The sequence below is a fragment of the Streptomyces sclerotialus genome, from assembly GCF_040907265.1.
Classification (GTDB): Bacteria; Actinomycetota; Actinomycetes; order Streptomycetales; family Streptomycetaceae; genus Streptomyces; species Streptomyces sclerotialus.
Window position 1 is genome coordinate 4,722,245 of sequence record NZ_JBFOHP010000002.1, and the last position, 14,182, is coordinate 4,736,426.

General features: G+C 66.1%; 7 protein-coding genes and 3 rRNA genes. 6 read left to right on the forward strand and 4 right to left on the reverse strand.

Annotation, left to right across the window (positions count from 1 at the left end):
- Positions 1–33: 33 nt before the first annotated feature.
- Complete coding sequence (locus AAC944_RS21010; RefSeq protein ID WP_051872220.1) at positions 34–405, reverse strand: SH3 domain-containing protein; 372 nt, start codon at positions 403–405, stop codon at positions 34–36.
- A gap of 338 nt (positions 406–743) precedes the next feature.
- Here AAC944_RS21010 and AAC944_RS21015 point away from each other — a divergent pair, with 338 nt between their 5' ends.
- Complete coding sequence (locus AAC944_RS21015) at positions 744–1,832, forward strand: helix-turn-helix domain-containing protein (RefSeq protein WP_051872219.1); 1,089 nt, start codon at positions 744–746, stop codon at positions 1,830–1,832.
- 94 nt (positions 1,833–1,926) lie between these two features.
- A complete protein-coding gene (proC, locus tag AAC944_RS21020) occupies positions 1,927–2,736 on the forward strand; it encodes a pyrroline-5-carboxylate reductase (RefSeq protein WP_030621635.1) in 810 nt (269 codons plus the stop codon).
- A gap of 151 nt (positions 2,737–2,887) precedes the next feature.
- Here the strand turns inward: proC and trpS are convergent, their stop codons facing one another.
- The gene (gene trpS / locus AAC944_RS21025; protein ID WP_030621634.1) at positions 2,888–3,880 is read right to left on the reverse strand and encodes a tryptophan--tRNA ligase; all 993 of its coding nucleotides are present in this window, start codon (positions 3,878–3,880) and stop codon (positions 2,888–2,890) included.
- Positions 3,881–4,814: 934 nt separating this feature from the next.
- On the opposite strand from trpS, the gene AAC944_RS21030 reads away from it, so the two are divergent.
- The 4 genes from AAC944_RS21030 to AAC944_RS21045 all read left to right on the forward strand — a co-directional run bounded on the left by AAC944_RS21030 (position 4,815) and on the right by AAC944_RS21045 (position 10,544).
- A 16S ribosomal RNA gene (locus AAC944_RS21030) occupies positions 4,815–6,343 on the forward strand.
- Positions 6,344–6,653: 310 nt separating this feature from the next.
- Positions 6,654–9,775, forward strand: a 23S ribosomal RNA gene (locus tag AAC944_RS21035).
- Positions 9,776–9,851: 76 nt separating this feature from the next.
- A 5S ribosomal RNA gene (gene rrf / locus AAC944_RS21040) occupies positions 9,852–9,968 on the forward strand.
- Together the 16S, 23S and 5S rRNA genes form the textbook arrangement of a ribosomal RNA operon.
- Before the next feature lie 63 nt (positions 9,969–10,031).
- Positions 10,032–10,544, forward strand: a complete 513-nt coding sequence (locus AAC944_RS21045; protein ID WP_030610371.1) for a GNAT family N-acetyltransferase — start codon at positions 10,032–10,034, stop codon at positions 10,542–10,544.
- Between the two features lie 66 nt (positions 10,545–10,610).
- Here AAC944_RS21045 and AAC944_RS21050 read toward each other — a convergent pair whose 3' ends face one another.
- Together AAC944_RS21050 and AAC944_RS21055 are read right to left on the reverse strand one after the other, a co-directional pair.
- Entirely contained in the window at positions 10,611–12,518 is a 1,908-nt protein-coding gene (locus AAC944_RS21050) for a type VI secretion protein (RefSeq protein ID WP_368396385.1), read from the reverse strand.
- A 181-nt stretch (positions 12,519–12,699) separates the two neighbouring features.
- Positions 12,700–14,166, reverse strand: a complete 1,467-nt coding sequence (locus AAC944_RS21055) for an ATP-binding protein (RefSeq protein ID WP_030610365.1) — start codon at positions 14,164–14,166, stop codon at positions 12,700–12,702.
- Positions 14,167–14,182: the final 16 nt, after the last annotated feature.

The following is a 14,182-nucleotide window of genomic DNA, read 5'->3' on the forward strand; positions in this document are numbered from 1 at the left end:
AGAACCGGGGTACCAGGTACCGGCGACCACCGGTCAGCAGCGCTTCGTGGCACCGCCGTCGTCGAGGTACTTGCCGTAGACCCATCCGATGCTCGCGCCCTGGGGGTGGCGCACGTACGTCCACTTGTTGCCGGCGGAGTTGACGGAGTAGCAGTCGTAGGTCACCTTCATGCCCTTGTCGAGGTACGCGGTGACGGTGCAGTCCCCGTAGGGGCCGGTGTGCACCGCGGCAGAGCCGGCCGTGATCGTGCCCGTGCCACTGTCCTTGTCGGGGTGCGGCCAATTGGCGTTGCCGCAGGTCACGGCGGAGGACGCGGCACCCGCCGAGGTGGCGGGCAACAGCACGGCCCCGGAGGTGAGCGCCGCTCCCAGTGCCGTGACGGCCAGTGCCTTACGGATACGCATCGATACTCCTCACAGGCTCTGCGCCACCGCCGGGGGCGAGGGGCGCGGGTGATGGGCGTACCGGGCCCCGCGACCGCCGATCCCCGTGACAACGGCGGACGGCGGGGCGGCCGGGACGTGATGAGCCTGTTGAGGCGGCCGGTCCGGCGTCAACGGCGTACCGCTGTCCCGGACAGCGCCCCGCTGTCCCGGACAGCGCCCCGCTGTCCCCGCAGCTCAGCGCCTTGTCCGGATTCCGGTCGGGACAGAGCCGAGCGACACGGAAGCGACCGGGAGCGAACAGAAGCGACTGGAAGTGCCCATTGGCCGAATGGCATGTCCTGGGCAAGATGACACCTATGGAAAACCGGGACGGCTCAGCGCCGTACGCGGCGCAGGATGTCGCCGAGTTCATCGAGGCGATGCGGCACCTGAAGGAACGGTCCGGCCTCACCTACCGCCAGCTGGAGGAGAAGGCCGCCGCACAAGGCGACACCCTCGCCCGCAGCACCCTGGCCAACGCGCTGAGCGGCCGGTCCCTGCCGCGCCCCGAACTGCTGGCTGCCTTCGTCCGGGCGTGCGGAGAAGGCGACCGGACCGCGGAGTGGACCAGAGCCCGCAGCCTGCTCGCCACGAAGTCCGCGACGAAGTCCGCCACGAAGTCCGCGACGAACTCCGCGACGGAGCCGACGCCAGGCGCAGAAGCCGGAGCGGAACCGGAACCGGAACCGGAACCGTCACCGGAACTGAAATCAACGGCAGAGGCGGCCGCGCCGGCTCCCGCCGGCCCCCACCGGCCCGCCCTCCTGACGGCCGCGGCGGCCGTCCTCGTACTGGCCGCGCTCGCCGTCTGGGCCTGGACGTCCTTCGGCGGGACCGGCGACCGCTCCTCGGAGGCCGGCTCCGTACCGCCCAAGGGGCCGGTACGCATCCAGCCGCTCAGCGCACCGCACCTCTGCCTGACCGACGGATACGTCCCGGACCGCCGGTACGACTCCGTGGTGGCCGTCCAACGGCCCTGCTCCGACGTGGCACCGCAGCGCACCCGGCTCGTCCCGGCGGGTGGCGGCACGTACCGCATCGAGTGGTGGCGCCCCGACCAGGGCACCGGCTGCCTCACGCTACGGACCGACGCAGCCGCCGCCGGCCTCCTGGAACCCCAGAACGACTGCGGCAACGCCACCCGCCTGCATATCGACCCCGCACCCACCCGCGAAGACGACCGGACCCGCGAAGACGACCCCGCCCGCGAAGACAGCCATGCCCCCGAAGACGACCCCGCTCTCTTCCGCTTCCGCGTGGAGGCCGGCCAGGGCTGCGTCACCATCGCCGCCCCGGCCACCGCCGAAGGCTCGGAAGCCGTCGTCACCCGCTGCACGGCCTCGGACGACCAGCTCTTCCGCATCACCGCAGCTCCCGCCGGACGGCCGCCCTCGCCCACAACGTGAAACGCCCCGGCGTCCGCGCGCGGCCGAATGCGAGGATGACGCGGTACCGCGCGCCCGGCGCGCACCACGAAGTCCCACCGGCGAGGTGAACCGCATGTCCCACAAGGTCGCCGTCCTAGGCACAGGAAAGATCGGCGAAGCCCTGCTCAGCGGCATGATCCGCGGTGGCTGGTCGCCGTCCGACCTGCTGGTCACCGCCCGCCGGCCCGAGCGCGCGGCCCAGCTCCGCGAGCGCTACGGCGTCGAGGCCGTCAGCAACGCCGACGCCGCCAAGGCCGCCGACACGCTCATCCTCACCGTCAAGCCGCAGGACATGGGCGCGCTCCTGGACGAGCTGGCCCCGCACGTCCCCGCCGACCGCCTCGTCATCAGCGGCGCCGCCGGCATCCCCACCTCGTTCTTCGAGGAGCGGCTCGCCCCGGAGACCCCGGTCGTACGGGTCATGACGAACACCCCCGCCCTCGTCGACGAGGCCATGTCCGTCATCTCCGCCGGCACCCACGCCACCGACGAGCACCTCGCACACGCCGAAGAGATCTTCGGCGGCGTCGGCAAGACGCTCCGCGTCCCCGAGTCCCAGCAGGACGCCGCCACCGCCCTCTCCGGCTCCGGCCCGGCCTACTTCTACTTCCTCGTCGAGGCCATGACCGACGCCGGCATCCTGCTCGGCCTGCCCCGCGACAAGGCGCACGACCTGATCGTCCAGGCCGCCATCGGCGCCGCCGTGATGCTCCGCGACAGCGGCGAGCACCCGGTCAAGCTGCGCGAGAACGTCACCTCGCCGGCCGGCACCACCATCAACGCCATCCGCGAGCTGGAGAACCACGGCGTACGCGCCGCCCTCATCGCCGCGCTCGAAGCCGCCCGCGACCGCAGCCGCGCCCTGGCCTCCGGCAACGGCTGACGCCCGCCCCGCGGCGGCTGCCCTCCAGGCAACCGCCGCGACGAGCGTTCTCCCAGCCCTCTAGGCCCTCTACGCCCTCTCGCCCTCCTGCACCGTCACGCTCGTCCCGTCCGTTCGCTGTGGCCGGCGGGCCACCGCGGCCGGAGGGTTCTCATGCCACCAGCCCGACCGCCCGGTACGCCGCGTCCACCCGCGGCCGGGCCATCGCCCGGGCCCGCTCGGCACCCGCCGTCAGCACCCCGTCCACATACGAGGGATCCGCGGCCAGCTCCGCATGCCGTTCCCGCACCGGACGCACCGTCTCCACCACGGCCTCGGCCGTGTCCTTCTTCAAGGCCCCGTACGAGTCGTACTCATCGGCCAGCACCCGCGGATCACCGCCCGTACATGCCGCCAGCACGTCGAGCAGGTTCGCGACCCCCGGACGCTCGGCCCGGTCGTACACGACGTCGCTGCCCGCGTCCGTGACGGCCCGCATCACCTTCTTGCGCACCACGTCCGGCTCGTCCAGCAGATAGACGATCCCCGCCGTACGGACCCGCGACTTCCCCATCTTCGCCGTCGGCTCCTGCAGGTCCATCACCCGCGCCCCCACCGCCGGAAGCGTGGCCTTCGGCACCACGAACGTCTGCCCGTACCGCTGGTTGAACCGCACCGCCAGATCCCGGGTGAGCTCCACATGCTGCGCCTGGTCCTCACCCACAGGCACCTCGTCCGTCCCGTACGCCAGGATGTCCGCGGCCATCAGCGCCGGATACGTCAGCAGCGACAGCCGTACGCTCCCGCCGCGCTCGCGCTCCCGTGCCGCCTTCTCCTTGTACTGGATCATGCGCCGCATCTCGCCGTCCGTGGCCGTGCACTCCATCAGGTACGACAGCCGCACGTGCTCATCCACCTGGCTCTGCACGAACACCGTGCACCGCTCGGGATCCAGCCCGGCGGCCAGCAGCAGCGTCGCGGCCTGCCGGCTGAGCCGCCGCACCCGCGCCGGATCGTGCTCGACGGTCAGCGCGTGCAGGTCGACCACGCAGAACAGCGCGTCCGCCCGGTACTGGTCCTCCTCGGCCCAGCGCCGCATCGCCCCGAGGTAATTGCCCAGCGTCAGATGCCCGGTCGGCTGCACACCACTGAAGATCCGCGTCATCTCTCGGTCCCCTTACCTGCTCACTCGCTCGGTTTCGTGGAGACCGCCGCACCGATCCGACCGGCCGGCTGCGGGAGGGAGATACGCGAACGGCCGCCGGGGGCGGCGGCCGTGTTCATGCATGCGCTGTGGTCGGCCGCCGTCAGGCGGGCCACCACTGCTGTACGAGCGCACGCGTATGCATGGCGCCTACGGTACGCCGCGGAGGGCGCCCAGGCACGGGTTTGAACGAACCCGAGCCCTCGTGTAGTGTCCTCCGAGTTGCCACGGAGTCATCGGCTCCCGGCAGCCACTCACGCCGCACCGGCGGCAACCCACTACTGCACGACCTTCCTTCGGGAACAATTTCGGCATGCCGAAATTCGACCGACCGGCTCGATTATGAACCGGCAGGGAAAACCGCTAAAGTAGTGGACACGCCGGAAGGCGCGAAAAACCCCGCCGACGGGGATTCGGAAGCGAATTCGGACCGGAAACGAGCCGGAAAGCGTCTGATAGAGTCGGACTCGCCGAAAGGGAAAGCCCGAAAGGGCCGACCGGAAAGCGAACCCCGCTCCAACAGGGGGCCGGAAACGCCAAGCGGATCTGGTAAGGTTGGAACCGCGAAGAAGCCGAAAGGCCGAAACGCACCGGCGAAAATCGGAGCCGCAAGGATCTGATAGAGTCGGAAACGCAAGACCGAAGGGAAGCGCCCGGAGGAAAGCCCGAGAGGGTGAGTACAAAGGAAGCGTCCGTTCCTTGAGAACTCAACAGCGTGCCAAAAGTCAACGCCAGATATGTTGATACCCCGTCTCCAGCAACTCTGCTGGGACGAGGTTCCTTTGAAAGCCCTCCCAAGCTTGGGAGGCAACACAGCGAGGACGCTGTGAACGGATCGGACTATTCCTCCGATCTGTTCCGCTCTCGTGGTGTTCGCCCCGATCACGGGGAAGCATTCACGGAGAGTTTGATCCTGGCTCAGGACGAACGCTGGCGGCGTGCTTAACACATGCAAGTCGAACGATGAAGCCGCTTCGGTGGTGGATTAGTGGCGAACGGGTGAGTAACACGTGGGCAATCTGCCCTGCACTCTGGGACAAGCCCTGGAAACGGGGTCTAATACCGGATACGACACGGGATCGCATGGTCTCCGTGTGGAAAGCTCCGGCGGTGCAGGATGAGCCCGCGGCCTATCAGCTTGTTGGTGGGGTAATGGCCTACCAAGGCGACGACGGGTAGCCGGCCTGAGAGGGCGACCGGCCACACTGGGACTGAGACACGGCCCAGACTCCTACGGGAGGCAGCAGTGGGGAATATTGCACAATGGGCGCAAGCCTGATGCAGCGACGCCGCGTGAGGGATGACGGCCTTCGGGTTGTAAACCTCTTTCAGCAGGGAAGAAGCGCAAGTGACGGTACCTGCAGAAGAAGCGCCGGCTAACTACGTGCCAGCAGCCGCGGTAATACGTAGGGCGCAAGCGTTGTCCGGAATTATTGGGCGTAAAGAGCTCGTAGGCGGCTTGTCGCGTCGGATGTGAAAGCCCGGGGCTTAACCCCGGGTCTGCATTCGATACGGGCAGGCTAGAGTTCGGTAGGGGAGATCGGAATTCCTGGTGTAGCGGTGAAATGCGCAGATATCAGGAGGAACACCGGTGGCGAAGGCGGATCTCTGGGCCGATACTGACGCTGAGGAGCGAAAGCGTGGGGAGCGAACAGGATTAGATACCCTGGTAGTCCACGCCGTAAACGTTGGGAACTAGGTGTGGGCGACATTCCACGTCGTCCGTGCCGCAGCTAACGCATTAAGTTCCCCGCCTGGGGAGTACGGCCGCAAGGCTAAAACTCAAAGGAATTGACGGGGGCCCGCACAAGCGGCGGAGCATGTGGCTTAATTCGACGCAACGCGAAGAACCTTACCAAGGCTTGACATACACCGGAAACGTCTGGAGACAGGCGCCCCCTTGTGGTCGGTGTACAGGTGGTGCATGGCTGTCGTCAGCTCGTGTCGTGAGATGTTGGGTTAAGTCCCGCAACGAGCGCAACCCTTGTTCTGTGTTGCCAGCATGCCCTTCGGGGTGATGGGGACTCACAGGAGACTGCCGGGGTCAACTCGGAGGAAGGTGGGGACGACGTCAAGTCATCATGCCCCTTATGTCTTGGGCTGCACACGTGCTACAATGGCCGGTACAATGAGCTGCGATACCGCGAGGTGGAGCGAATCTCAAAAAGCCGGTCTCAGTTCGGATTGGGGTCTGCAACTCGACCCCATGAAGTCGGAGTCGCTAGTAATCGCAGATCAGCATTGCTGCGGTGAATACGTTCCCGGGCCTTGTACACACCGCCCGTCACGTCACGAAAGTCGGTAACACCCGAAGCCGGTGGCCCAACCCCTTGTGGGAGGGAATCGTCGAAGGTGGGACTGGCGATTGGGACGAAGTCGTAACAAGGTAGCCGTACCGGAAGGTGCGGCTGGATCACCTCCTTTCTAAGGAGCACTTCTAAGCCGGTCCTTCGGGGCTGGTTCAGAGGCCAGAACATCAGCGAACGTCTGATGCTGGTTGCTCATGGGTGGAACGTTGACTACTCGGCACACTCGGTCTGGTGACCGTCAGTACTGCTCTTCGGAGCGTGGAACGCAGTCGTCGGCTGGATGTGTCGGGCACGCTGTTGGGTGTCTGAGGGCACGGCCGTAAGGCTGTCCTTCACAGACGCCGGCCCCAGTGCACCAGGCTTTGGTCTGGGTGATGGGTGGCTGGTCGTTGCTTGAGAACTGCACAGTGGACGCGAGCATCTGTGGCCAAGTTTTTAAGGGCGCACGGTGGATGCCTTGGCACCAGGAACCGATGAAGGACGTGGGAGGCCGCGATAGTCCCCGGGGAGTCGTCAACCAGGCTTTGATCCGGGGGTTTCCGAATGGGGAAACCCGGCAGTCGTCATGGGCTGTCACCCGCTGCTGAACACATAGGCAGTGTGGAGGGAACGCGGGGAAGTGAAACATCTCAGTACCCGCAGGAAGAGAAAACAACCGTGATTCCGGGAGTAGTGGCGAGCGAAACCGGATGAGGCCAAACCGTATTGGTGTGATACCCGGCAGGGGTTGCCAGTGCGGGGTTGTGGGATCTCTTGTCTGCAGTCTGCCGGCTGTGGGACGAGTCAGAAACCGTTGATGTAGGCGAAGGACATGCGAAAGGTCCGGCGTAGAGGGTAAGACCCCCGTAGCCGAAACATCAGCGGCTCGTTGGAGAGACACCCAAGTAGCACGGGGCCCGAGAAATCCCGTGTGAATCTGGCGGGACCACCCGTTAAGCCTAAATATTCCCTGGTGACCGATAGCGGATAGTACCGTGAGGGAATGGTGAAAAGTACCGCGGGAGCGGAGTGAAATAGTACCTGAAACCGTGTGCCTACAAGCCGTGGGAGCGTCGCATACAGCTTGCTGTATGTCGTGACTGCGTGCCTTTTGAAGAATGAGCCTGCGAGTTTGCGGTATGTTGCGAGGTTAACCCGTGTGGGGAAGCCGTAGCGAAAGCGAGTCCGAAGAGGGCGACTTCAGTAGCATGCTCAAGACCCGAAGCGGAGTGATCTAGCCATGGGCAGGTTGAAGCGGAGGTAAGACTTCGTGGAGGACCGAACCCACCAGGGTTGAAAACCTGGGGGATGACCTGTGGTTAGGGGTGAAAGGCCAATCAAACTCCGTGATAGCTGGTTCTCCCCGAAATGCATTTAGGTGCAGCGTCGTGTGTTTCTTGCCGGAGGTAGAGCACTGGATAGGCGATGGGCCCTACCGGGTTACTGACCTTAGCCAAACTCCGAATGCCGGTAAGTGAGAGCGCGGCAGTGAGACTGTGGGGGATAAGCTCCATGGTCGAGAGGGAAACAGCCCAGAGCATCGACTAAGGCCCCTAAGCGTGTGCTAAGTGGGAAAGGATGTGGAGTCGCAGAGACAACCAGGAGGTTGGCTTAGAAGCAGCCACCCTTGAAAGAGTGCGTAATAGCTCACTGGTCAAGTGATTCCGCGCCGACAATGTAGCGGGGCTCAAGCACACCGCCGAAGTCGTGTCATTGCGATATGACCCCCAACGGGGATCGTGATGGGTAGGGGAGCGTCGTGTGCCGGGTGAAGCAGCCGTGGAAACGAGTTGTGGACGGTTCACGAGTGAGAATGCAGGCATGAGTAGCGATTCACACGTGAGAAACGTGTGCGCCGATTGACTAAGGGTTCCTGGGTCAAGCTGATCTGCCCAGGGTAAGTCGGGACCTAAGGCGAGGCCGACAGGCGTAGTCGATGGACAACCGGTTGATATTCCGGTACCCGCTTTGAAGCGCCAAACATCGAATCAGGCGATGCTAAGTCCGTGAAGCCGCCCTGAGCTCTTCGGAGCGTAGGGGAGTGGTGGAGCCGACGAACCAGACTTGTAGTAGGTGAGTGATGGGGTGACGCAGGAAGGTAGTCCAGCCCGGGCGGTGGTTGTCCCGGGGTAAGGGTGTAGCCCGTGCGGTAGGCAAATCCGTCGCACGTTGAAGGGTGAGACCTGATGCCGAGCCGATTGTGGTGAAGTGGATGATCCTATGCTGTCGAGAAAAGCCTCTAGCGAGTTTCATGGCGGCCCGTACCCTAAACCGACTCAGGTGGTCAGGTAGAGAATACCGAGGCGTTCGGGTGAACTATGGTTAAGGAACTCGGCAAAATGCCCCCGTAACTTCGGGAGAAGGGGGGCCATTGCTGGTGATGAGGTTTTCCCTCTGAGCTGGTGGTGGCCGCAGAGACCAGCGAGAAGCGACTGTTTACTAAAAACACAGGTCCGTGCGAAGCCGTAAGGCGATGTATACGGACTGACGCCTGCCCGGTGCTGGAACGTTAAGGGGACCGGTTAGCTTGGTTTCGACCAGGCGAAGCTGAGAACTTAAGCGCCAGTAAACGGCGGTGGTAACTATAACCATCCTAAGGTAGCGAAATTCCTTGTCGGGTAAGTTCCGACCTGCACGAATGGCGTAACGACTTCTCGACTGTCTCAACCATAGGCCCGGTGAAATTGCACTACGAGTAAAGATGCTCGTTTCGCGCAGCAGGACGGAAAGACCCCGGGACCTTTACTATAGCTTGATATTGGTGTTCGGTTCGGCTTGTGTAGGATAGGTGGGAGACTGTGAAGCCGTGACGCCAGTCATGGTGGAGTCATTGTTGAAATACCACTCTGGTCGTGCTGGATGTCTAACCTGGGTCCGTGATCCGGATCAGGGACAGTGTCTGGTGGGTAGTTTAACTGGGGCGGTTGCCTCCCAAAGGGTAACGGAGGCGCCCAAAGGTTCCCTCAGCCTGGTTGGCAATCAGGTGTTGAGTGTAAGTGCACAAGGGAGCTTGACTGTGAGACTGACGGGTCGAGCAGGGACGAAAGTCGGGACTAGTGATCCGGCGGTGGCTTGTGGAAGCGCCGTCGCTCAACGGATAAAAGGTACCCCGGGGATAACAGGCTGATCTTCCCCAAGAGTCCATATCGACGGGATGGTTTGGCACCTCGATGTCGGCTCGTCGCATCCTGGGGCTGGAGTCGGTCCCAAGGGTTGGGCTGTTCGCCCATTAAAGCGGTACGCGAGCTGGGTTTAGAACGTCGTGAGACAGTTCGGTCCCTATCCGCTGTGCGCGTAGGAGTATTGAGAAGGGCTGTCCCTAGTACGAGAGGACCGGGACGGACGAACCTCTGGTGTGCCAGTTGTCCTGCCAAGGGCATGGCTGGTTGGCTACGTTCGGGAGGGATAACCGCTGAAAGCATCTAAGCGGGAAGCCTGCTTCGAGATGAGTGCTCCCACCTCCTTGAGAGGGTAAGGCTCCCAGTAGACGACTGGGTTGATAGGCCAGATATGGAAGCCCGGTAACGGGTGGAGTTGACTGGTACTAATAGGCCGAGGGCTTGTCCTCAGTTGCTCGCGTCCACTGTGTTTGTTCTGAAGTAACGAACTCGCCTTGTCGGCTGGAGTTGTTATCTTCATAGTGTTTCGGTGGTCATAGCGTTAGGGAAACGCCCGGTTACATTTCGAACCCGGAAGCTAAGCCTTTCAGCGCCGATGGTACTGCAGGGGGGACCCTGTGGGAGAGTAGGACGCCGCCGAACAATTTTTGTGGGAAAGCCCCGCACCGTATGGTGCGGGGCTTTCCTGCGTTCTAGGCTTCGATGATGGATTATGAGATCAGGCCGGTGTCGGCCGGCGAATGGCGCAGCCTCAAGGAGCTGCGGCTCTCGGCCCTTTCGGACCCGGCGGCCTCCATCGCCTTCCTCACGACCTACGCGCAGGCGTCCGCATACCCCGACGAGCAGTGGCAGGAGAACGCTCGGGCGAGCGAGCTCGGAAGCCGCGTCGTGACGTACGTCGGGGTGGCTTCCGACGGTGGCTGGGCCGGGATGGCAACCGTACTCCTGGAGACTCCGGAGCAGCCGAAGGCCAAGGTGGTGGGCTTCTACGTACGTCCTGAGCACCGGCGGACGGGGCTGGCAGGCGCGTTGCTGCGGGCTGCGGTCGAGCGTGCCACCGAGGGCCCGGCAGGCGCGGAGAGCGTCTTCCTGTCGGTGCACGAGCGCAACGTCCGCGCGCAACGGCTGTACGAGGCGCACGGGTTCGTGCGTACGGGCGAGGACGAGGAGGACGACACGGGGAGGATATGGGAGTACGCAAAGAAGCGGACTCCGTGAGCCGACGGAGGCGGTCCCGTGGGCCGACGGGAAGCGTTCCCCGAGAGCCGGTCGGCCTCCGGGAGGTCAGGCCGGCGGTGAGAAGTGCGGCCAGCGGGCGCGGGCCTGCTCGGGGGAGCGGAGCGTGGCGAGCGTCAGCAGGCCCTGTGCGGCGCCCGATTCGATGAGCGCGGGGAGGGCCGGCAGGGGCGCGAGGGCCGCGATGTCGTCGAGTACCAGGGTGAGTGGTGGGTCGAGGCGACCGTCAGATGACCGTTCGGCCATGCGGCGGCCGCGCTCGACCACGCTGGAGACGAGTGCGGTGAGCAAGGGCATCGCACCCGGTGCGGTACGCGGATCCTCGATCGACTCGCCCGCAACATAAAGCGTTCCCCCTTCGGCGACAAATGATTCGAGCGCGAGCGCATCGGATCGCCCTGGATTGCAAGCGTCGCGGATGTGCACCGAAGAGAGGGCGGCGAGCGCGCGGGCGACCAGCTGCTGTGCCATGTCGCGGCGTTCGGGGTGCGCGGTCAGTACGGACTCCAGCTCGCCGGCCCGGCCGGACGCGGCCTTGGAGTTCGTACGGAGAATGCGTACGGGCTCGTGCGCGGCGCCGCTGCCCTGGGCCCAGCGGTGGATCTGCCGGAACGGCCGGCCGTCCACGGCGGCCGCGTGCAGCCAGCAGCGCAGCAGCGTTTCCGCGGCGTCGGCCAGGGCCGAATCGAGCGTGCTCATCGGGCGGACGGGGGCGAGGAGCGCAGTGGCACGGCTGCCGGCGACGGCGACGTCCGCACAGCCCGCGGTCGGGGACCAGCGGAGGCGGGCGGGGGTGTCGAGGACGTGCAGCGGGTCGTAGGTGTGCAGCGGGCCGAGCTTCGCGCGTGCGTCCTTGGTCTCGGCCCAGAGGGCCGGGTCGGTCGTCGCCACGAGGAGCGGGCCCTCGGCAGCGTTGATCACGCCGAGCGCGGCGTCGCGGGCGGCGGCACGAGCGGAGCGGTGGTACTGGACGCGGGGAAGCACGGTGCCGGCCGGCCCGGCGGGGCTGCCGACGATGCCGGTCGGAGGGGGCGCGGTGGGCGTACCAGCCGTACCGGACGTACCGGGCGTGACGGTTTTACCGGCAGTAGCGGCCGTATCGGCCGTACCGATGGCGCCGATCGCTCCTGCGGTACCGTCCGCGGCGGCCGCGGTGACGGCCGGGGCGGGCACCACCGGGCTGGTTGAGCCCTGGGCGGGGACTGCTTCGGCCGGGGCGCTCGTACGGGCGTCTGCGGGCGGCTGGGAGGCCGGTGCGACTGCTGGTGCGGCGGCGGCCTCTGCGGGCGTCGGCACGCCGTTCACGGCGGCCTCGGGCCCCTCGGGCCCTTCTGGCGTGGCGGCCGGCGCTGGGGCCGGGGCCGGAGCAGGGGGCGCCGCCGGAGCCCCGGCCGAGGCGTCCGGCGCCGGGGCCTTGGTCATCTGTACGGCGCCGCCGGAGGGCTGTCCCGGTACGGGGGAGGCGCTCTGCCCCGGGGTGGCTTCGGGGTCGTTCCGGACCGCCCTGCGTTCCGCGCGCCGCTGGGCACGTACCGCGCGGAAGCGGGTGATCGTGCCGAGGGCGAAGACGGTGAGGACGATCAGGACCATCAGCTCGCTGATGAAGACGCCCCAGAAGAGGCCGTAGCCGGAGAGCTGGCCGCGCGGGGTGGCGGGCCAGGCCGCGGCCAGGTCGTGCGGCTGGGTGACCAGTTCGCGCATGGCGAGGGGGGTACGGGCGAAGGACAGCTGCTCGGGCCAGCCGCCGTGGGCGAAGAGACCGGAGAGGCCTGTGGCGAGCCATACGAGGACGGTCAGGCCGAGGAGGAAGGCCAGCACGCCGACGAGCAGCGAGTCGGGGATGCCTCGCTCCCGGCGCCGGGGCCCGGTCCCGCCGTCGTGGCCCGCTCCGCCGCCGGGGCCGTGCTCTCCGTACGCCTGCCCCTGCCGGCCGTACCGGTCGTACCCGTCGCTCACGCCACCGACCCGTCCTTCGTGCTGCCGTGCTGCTCGTCCGAAGCCTTTGCATCGCCCGGAACCGTTGAATCGCCCGAGGCCATTGCATCGCCCGGAACCATTAAATCGCCCGAGGCCATTGCATCGCCCGGAACCATTGAATCGTCCGAGGCCATTGAATCGTCCGGGGCCGTCGAAGTTCTCAGGCCACCGTCTCGCTCGACTCGTTGCTGAGCTGGCGGGCCATGGCCATGGCTTCGGCGCGTGCTTCGGCCTCGGCGTCCGCCGCGCGCTCCAGGGCGCGGGCCTCCTCCGTGGGCTGCGCCGAGGCGTCGGCGACGGAGGACTCGGTCATGGCGCGGTCCGTGTAGACCAGCGGGCGCTCGGCCTCGGTGATCAGGTGTTTGACGACCTGGACGTTGCCGTTGACGTCCCAGACCGCGATGCCGGGGGTGAGGGTGGGGATGATCTCCACCGCCCAGCGTGGGAGCCCCAGCACCCGCCCCGTGGCCCGTGCCTCGTCGGCCTTCTGGGCATAGATCGTCCTGGTCGACGCCATCTTGAGGATGGCCGCCGCCTCCCGCGCCGCCGCGCCGTCCACCACGTCGCTGAGGTGGTGGACCACGGCGACGAAGGAGAGGCCCAGGCGTCGGCCGAACTTCAGCAGGCGCTGGAAGAGCTGGGCGACGAACGGGGAGTTGATGATGTGCCAGGCCTCCTCGACCAGGAAGATCCGTTTCTTCCGGTCGGGACGGATCCAGGTGTGCTCCAGCCAGACTCCGACGATCGCCATCAGGATCGGCATCGCGATCGAGTTGCGGTCGATGTGCGAGAGGTCGAAGACGATCAGCGGCGCGTCGAGGTCGATGCCCGCGGTCGTCGGGCCGTCGAACATGCCGCGGAGGTCACCGTCGACGAGGCGGTCCAGCACGAGGGCCACGTCCAGGCCCCAGGCCCGTACGTCGTCCAGGTCGACGTTCATCGCCTCGGCCGACTCCGGCTTCGGATGCCGCAGTTGCTCGACGATGTCGGTGAGGATCGGCTGTCGGTCGGTGCGCGTCCCGTTGCCCTTGGCGGAGCCGACCTCGTTGAGTACTGCCGCGTGCGCGACCTTCAGCGCGAAGCCGGAGCGCTCGTCGAGGCCGTGGCCCATGGCCACCTCGATGATCGTGCGGAGCAGCGCCAGCTGGCCGGTCGTGGTGATCGACGGGTCGAGGGGATTGAGGCGGATGCCGCCGTTCAGCGCCGCCGTGGGGTCGAGCCGGATCGGGGTTATACCGAGCTGTTCGGCGATGAGGTTCCACTCGCCGACGCCGTCCTCGCCCTGCGCGTCGAGCACCACGACCTGGCGGTCGCGGAAGCGGAGCTGGCGCAGGACGTACGTCTTCTCCAGTGCGGACTTGCCGTTGCCGGACTCGCCGAGGACGAGCCAGTGCGGGGCCGGCAGCTGCTGGCCGTACAGCTGGAAGGGGTCGTAGATGTACCCCTTGCCGCTGTACACCTCGCGGCCGATGATCACGCCGGAGTCGCCGAGTCCTGGCGCGGCGGTGGGCAGATAGACGGCCTGGGCCTGCCCCGTGGAGGTCCGTACGGGCAGCCTGGTCGTCTCCACCTTCCCGAACAGGAAGCTGGTGAAGGCCTCGGTGATCGCGGCGAGCGGATCGAGCATGGCCATGACGTACGCG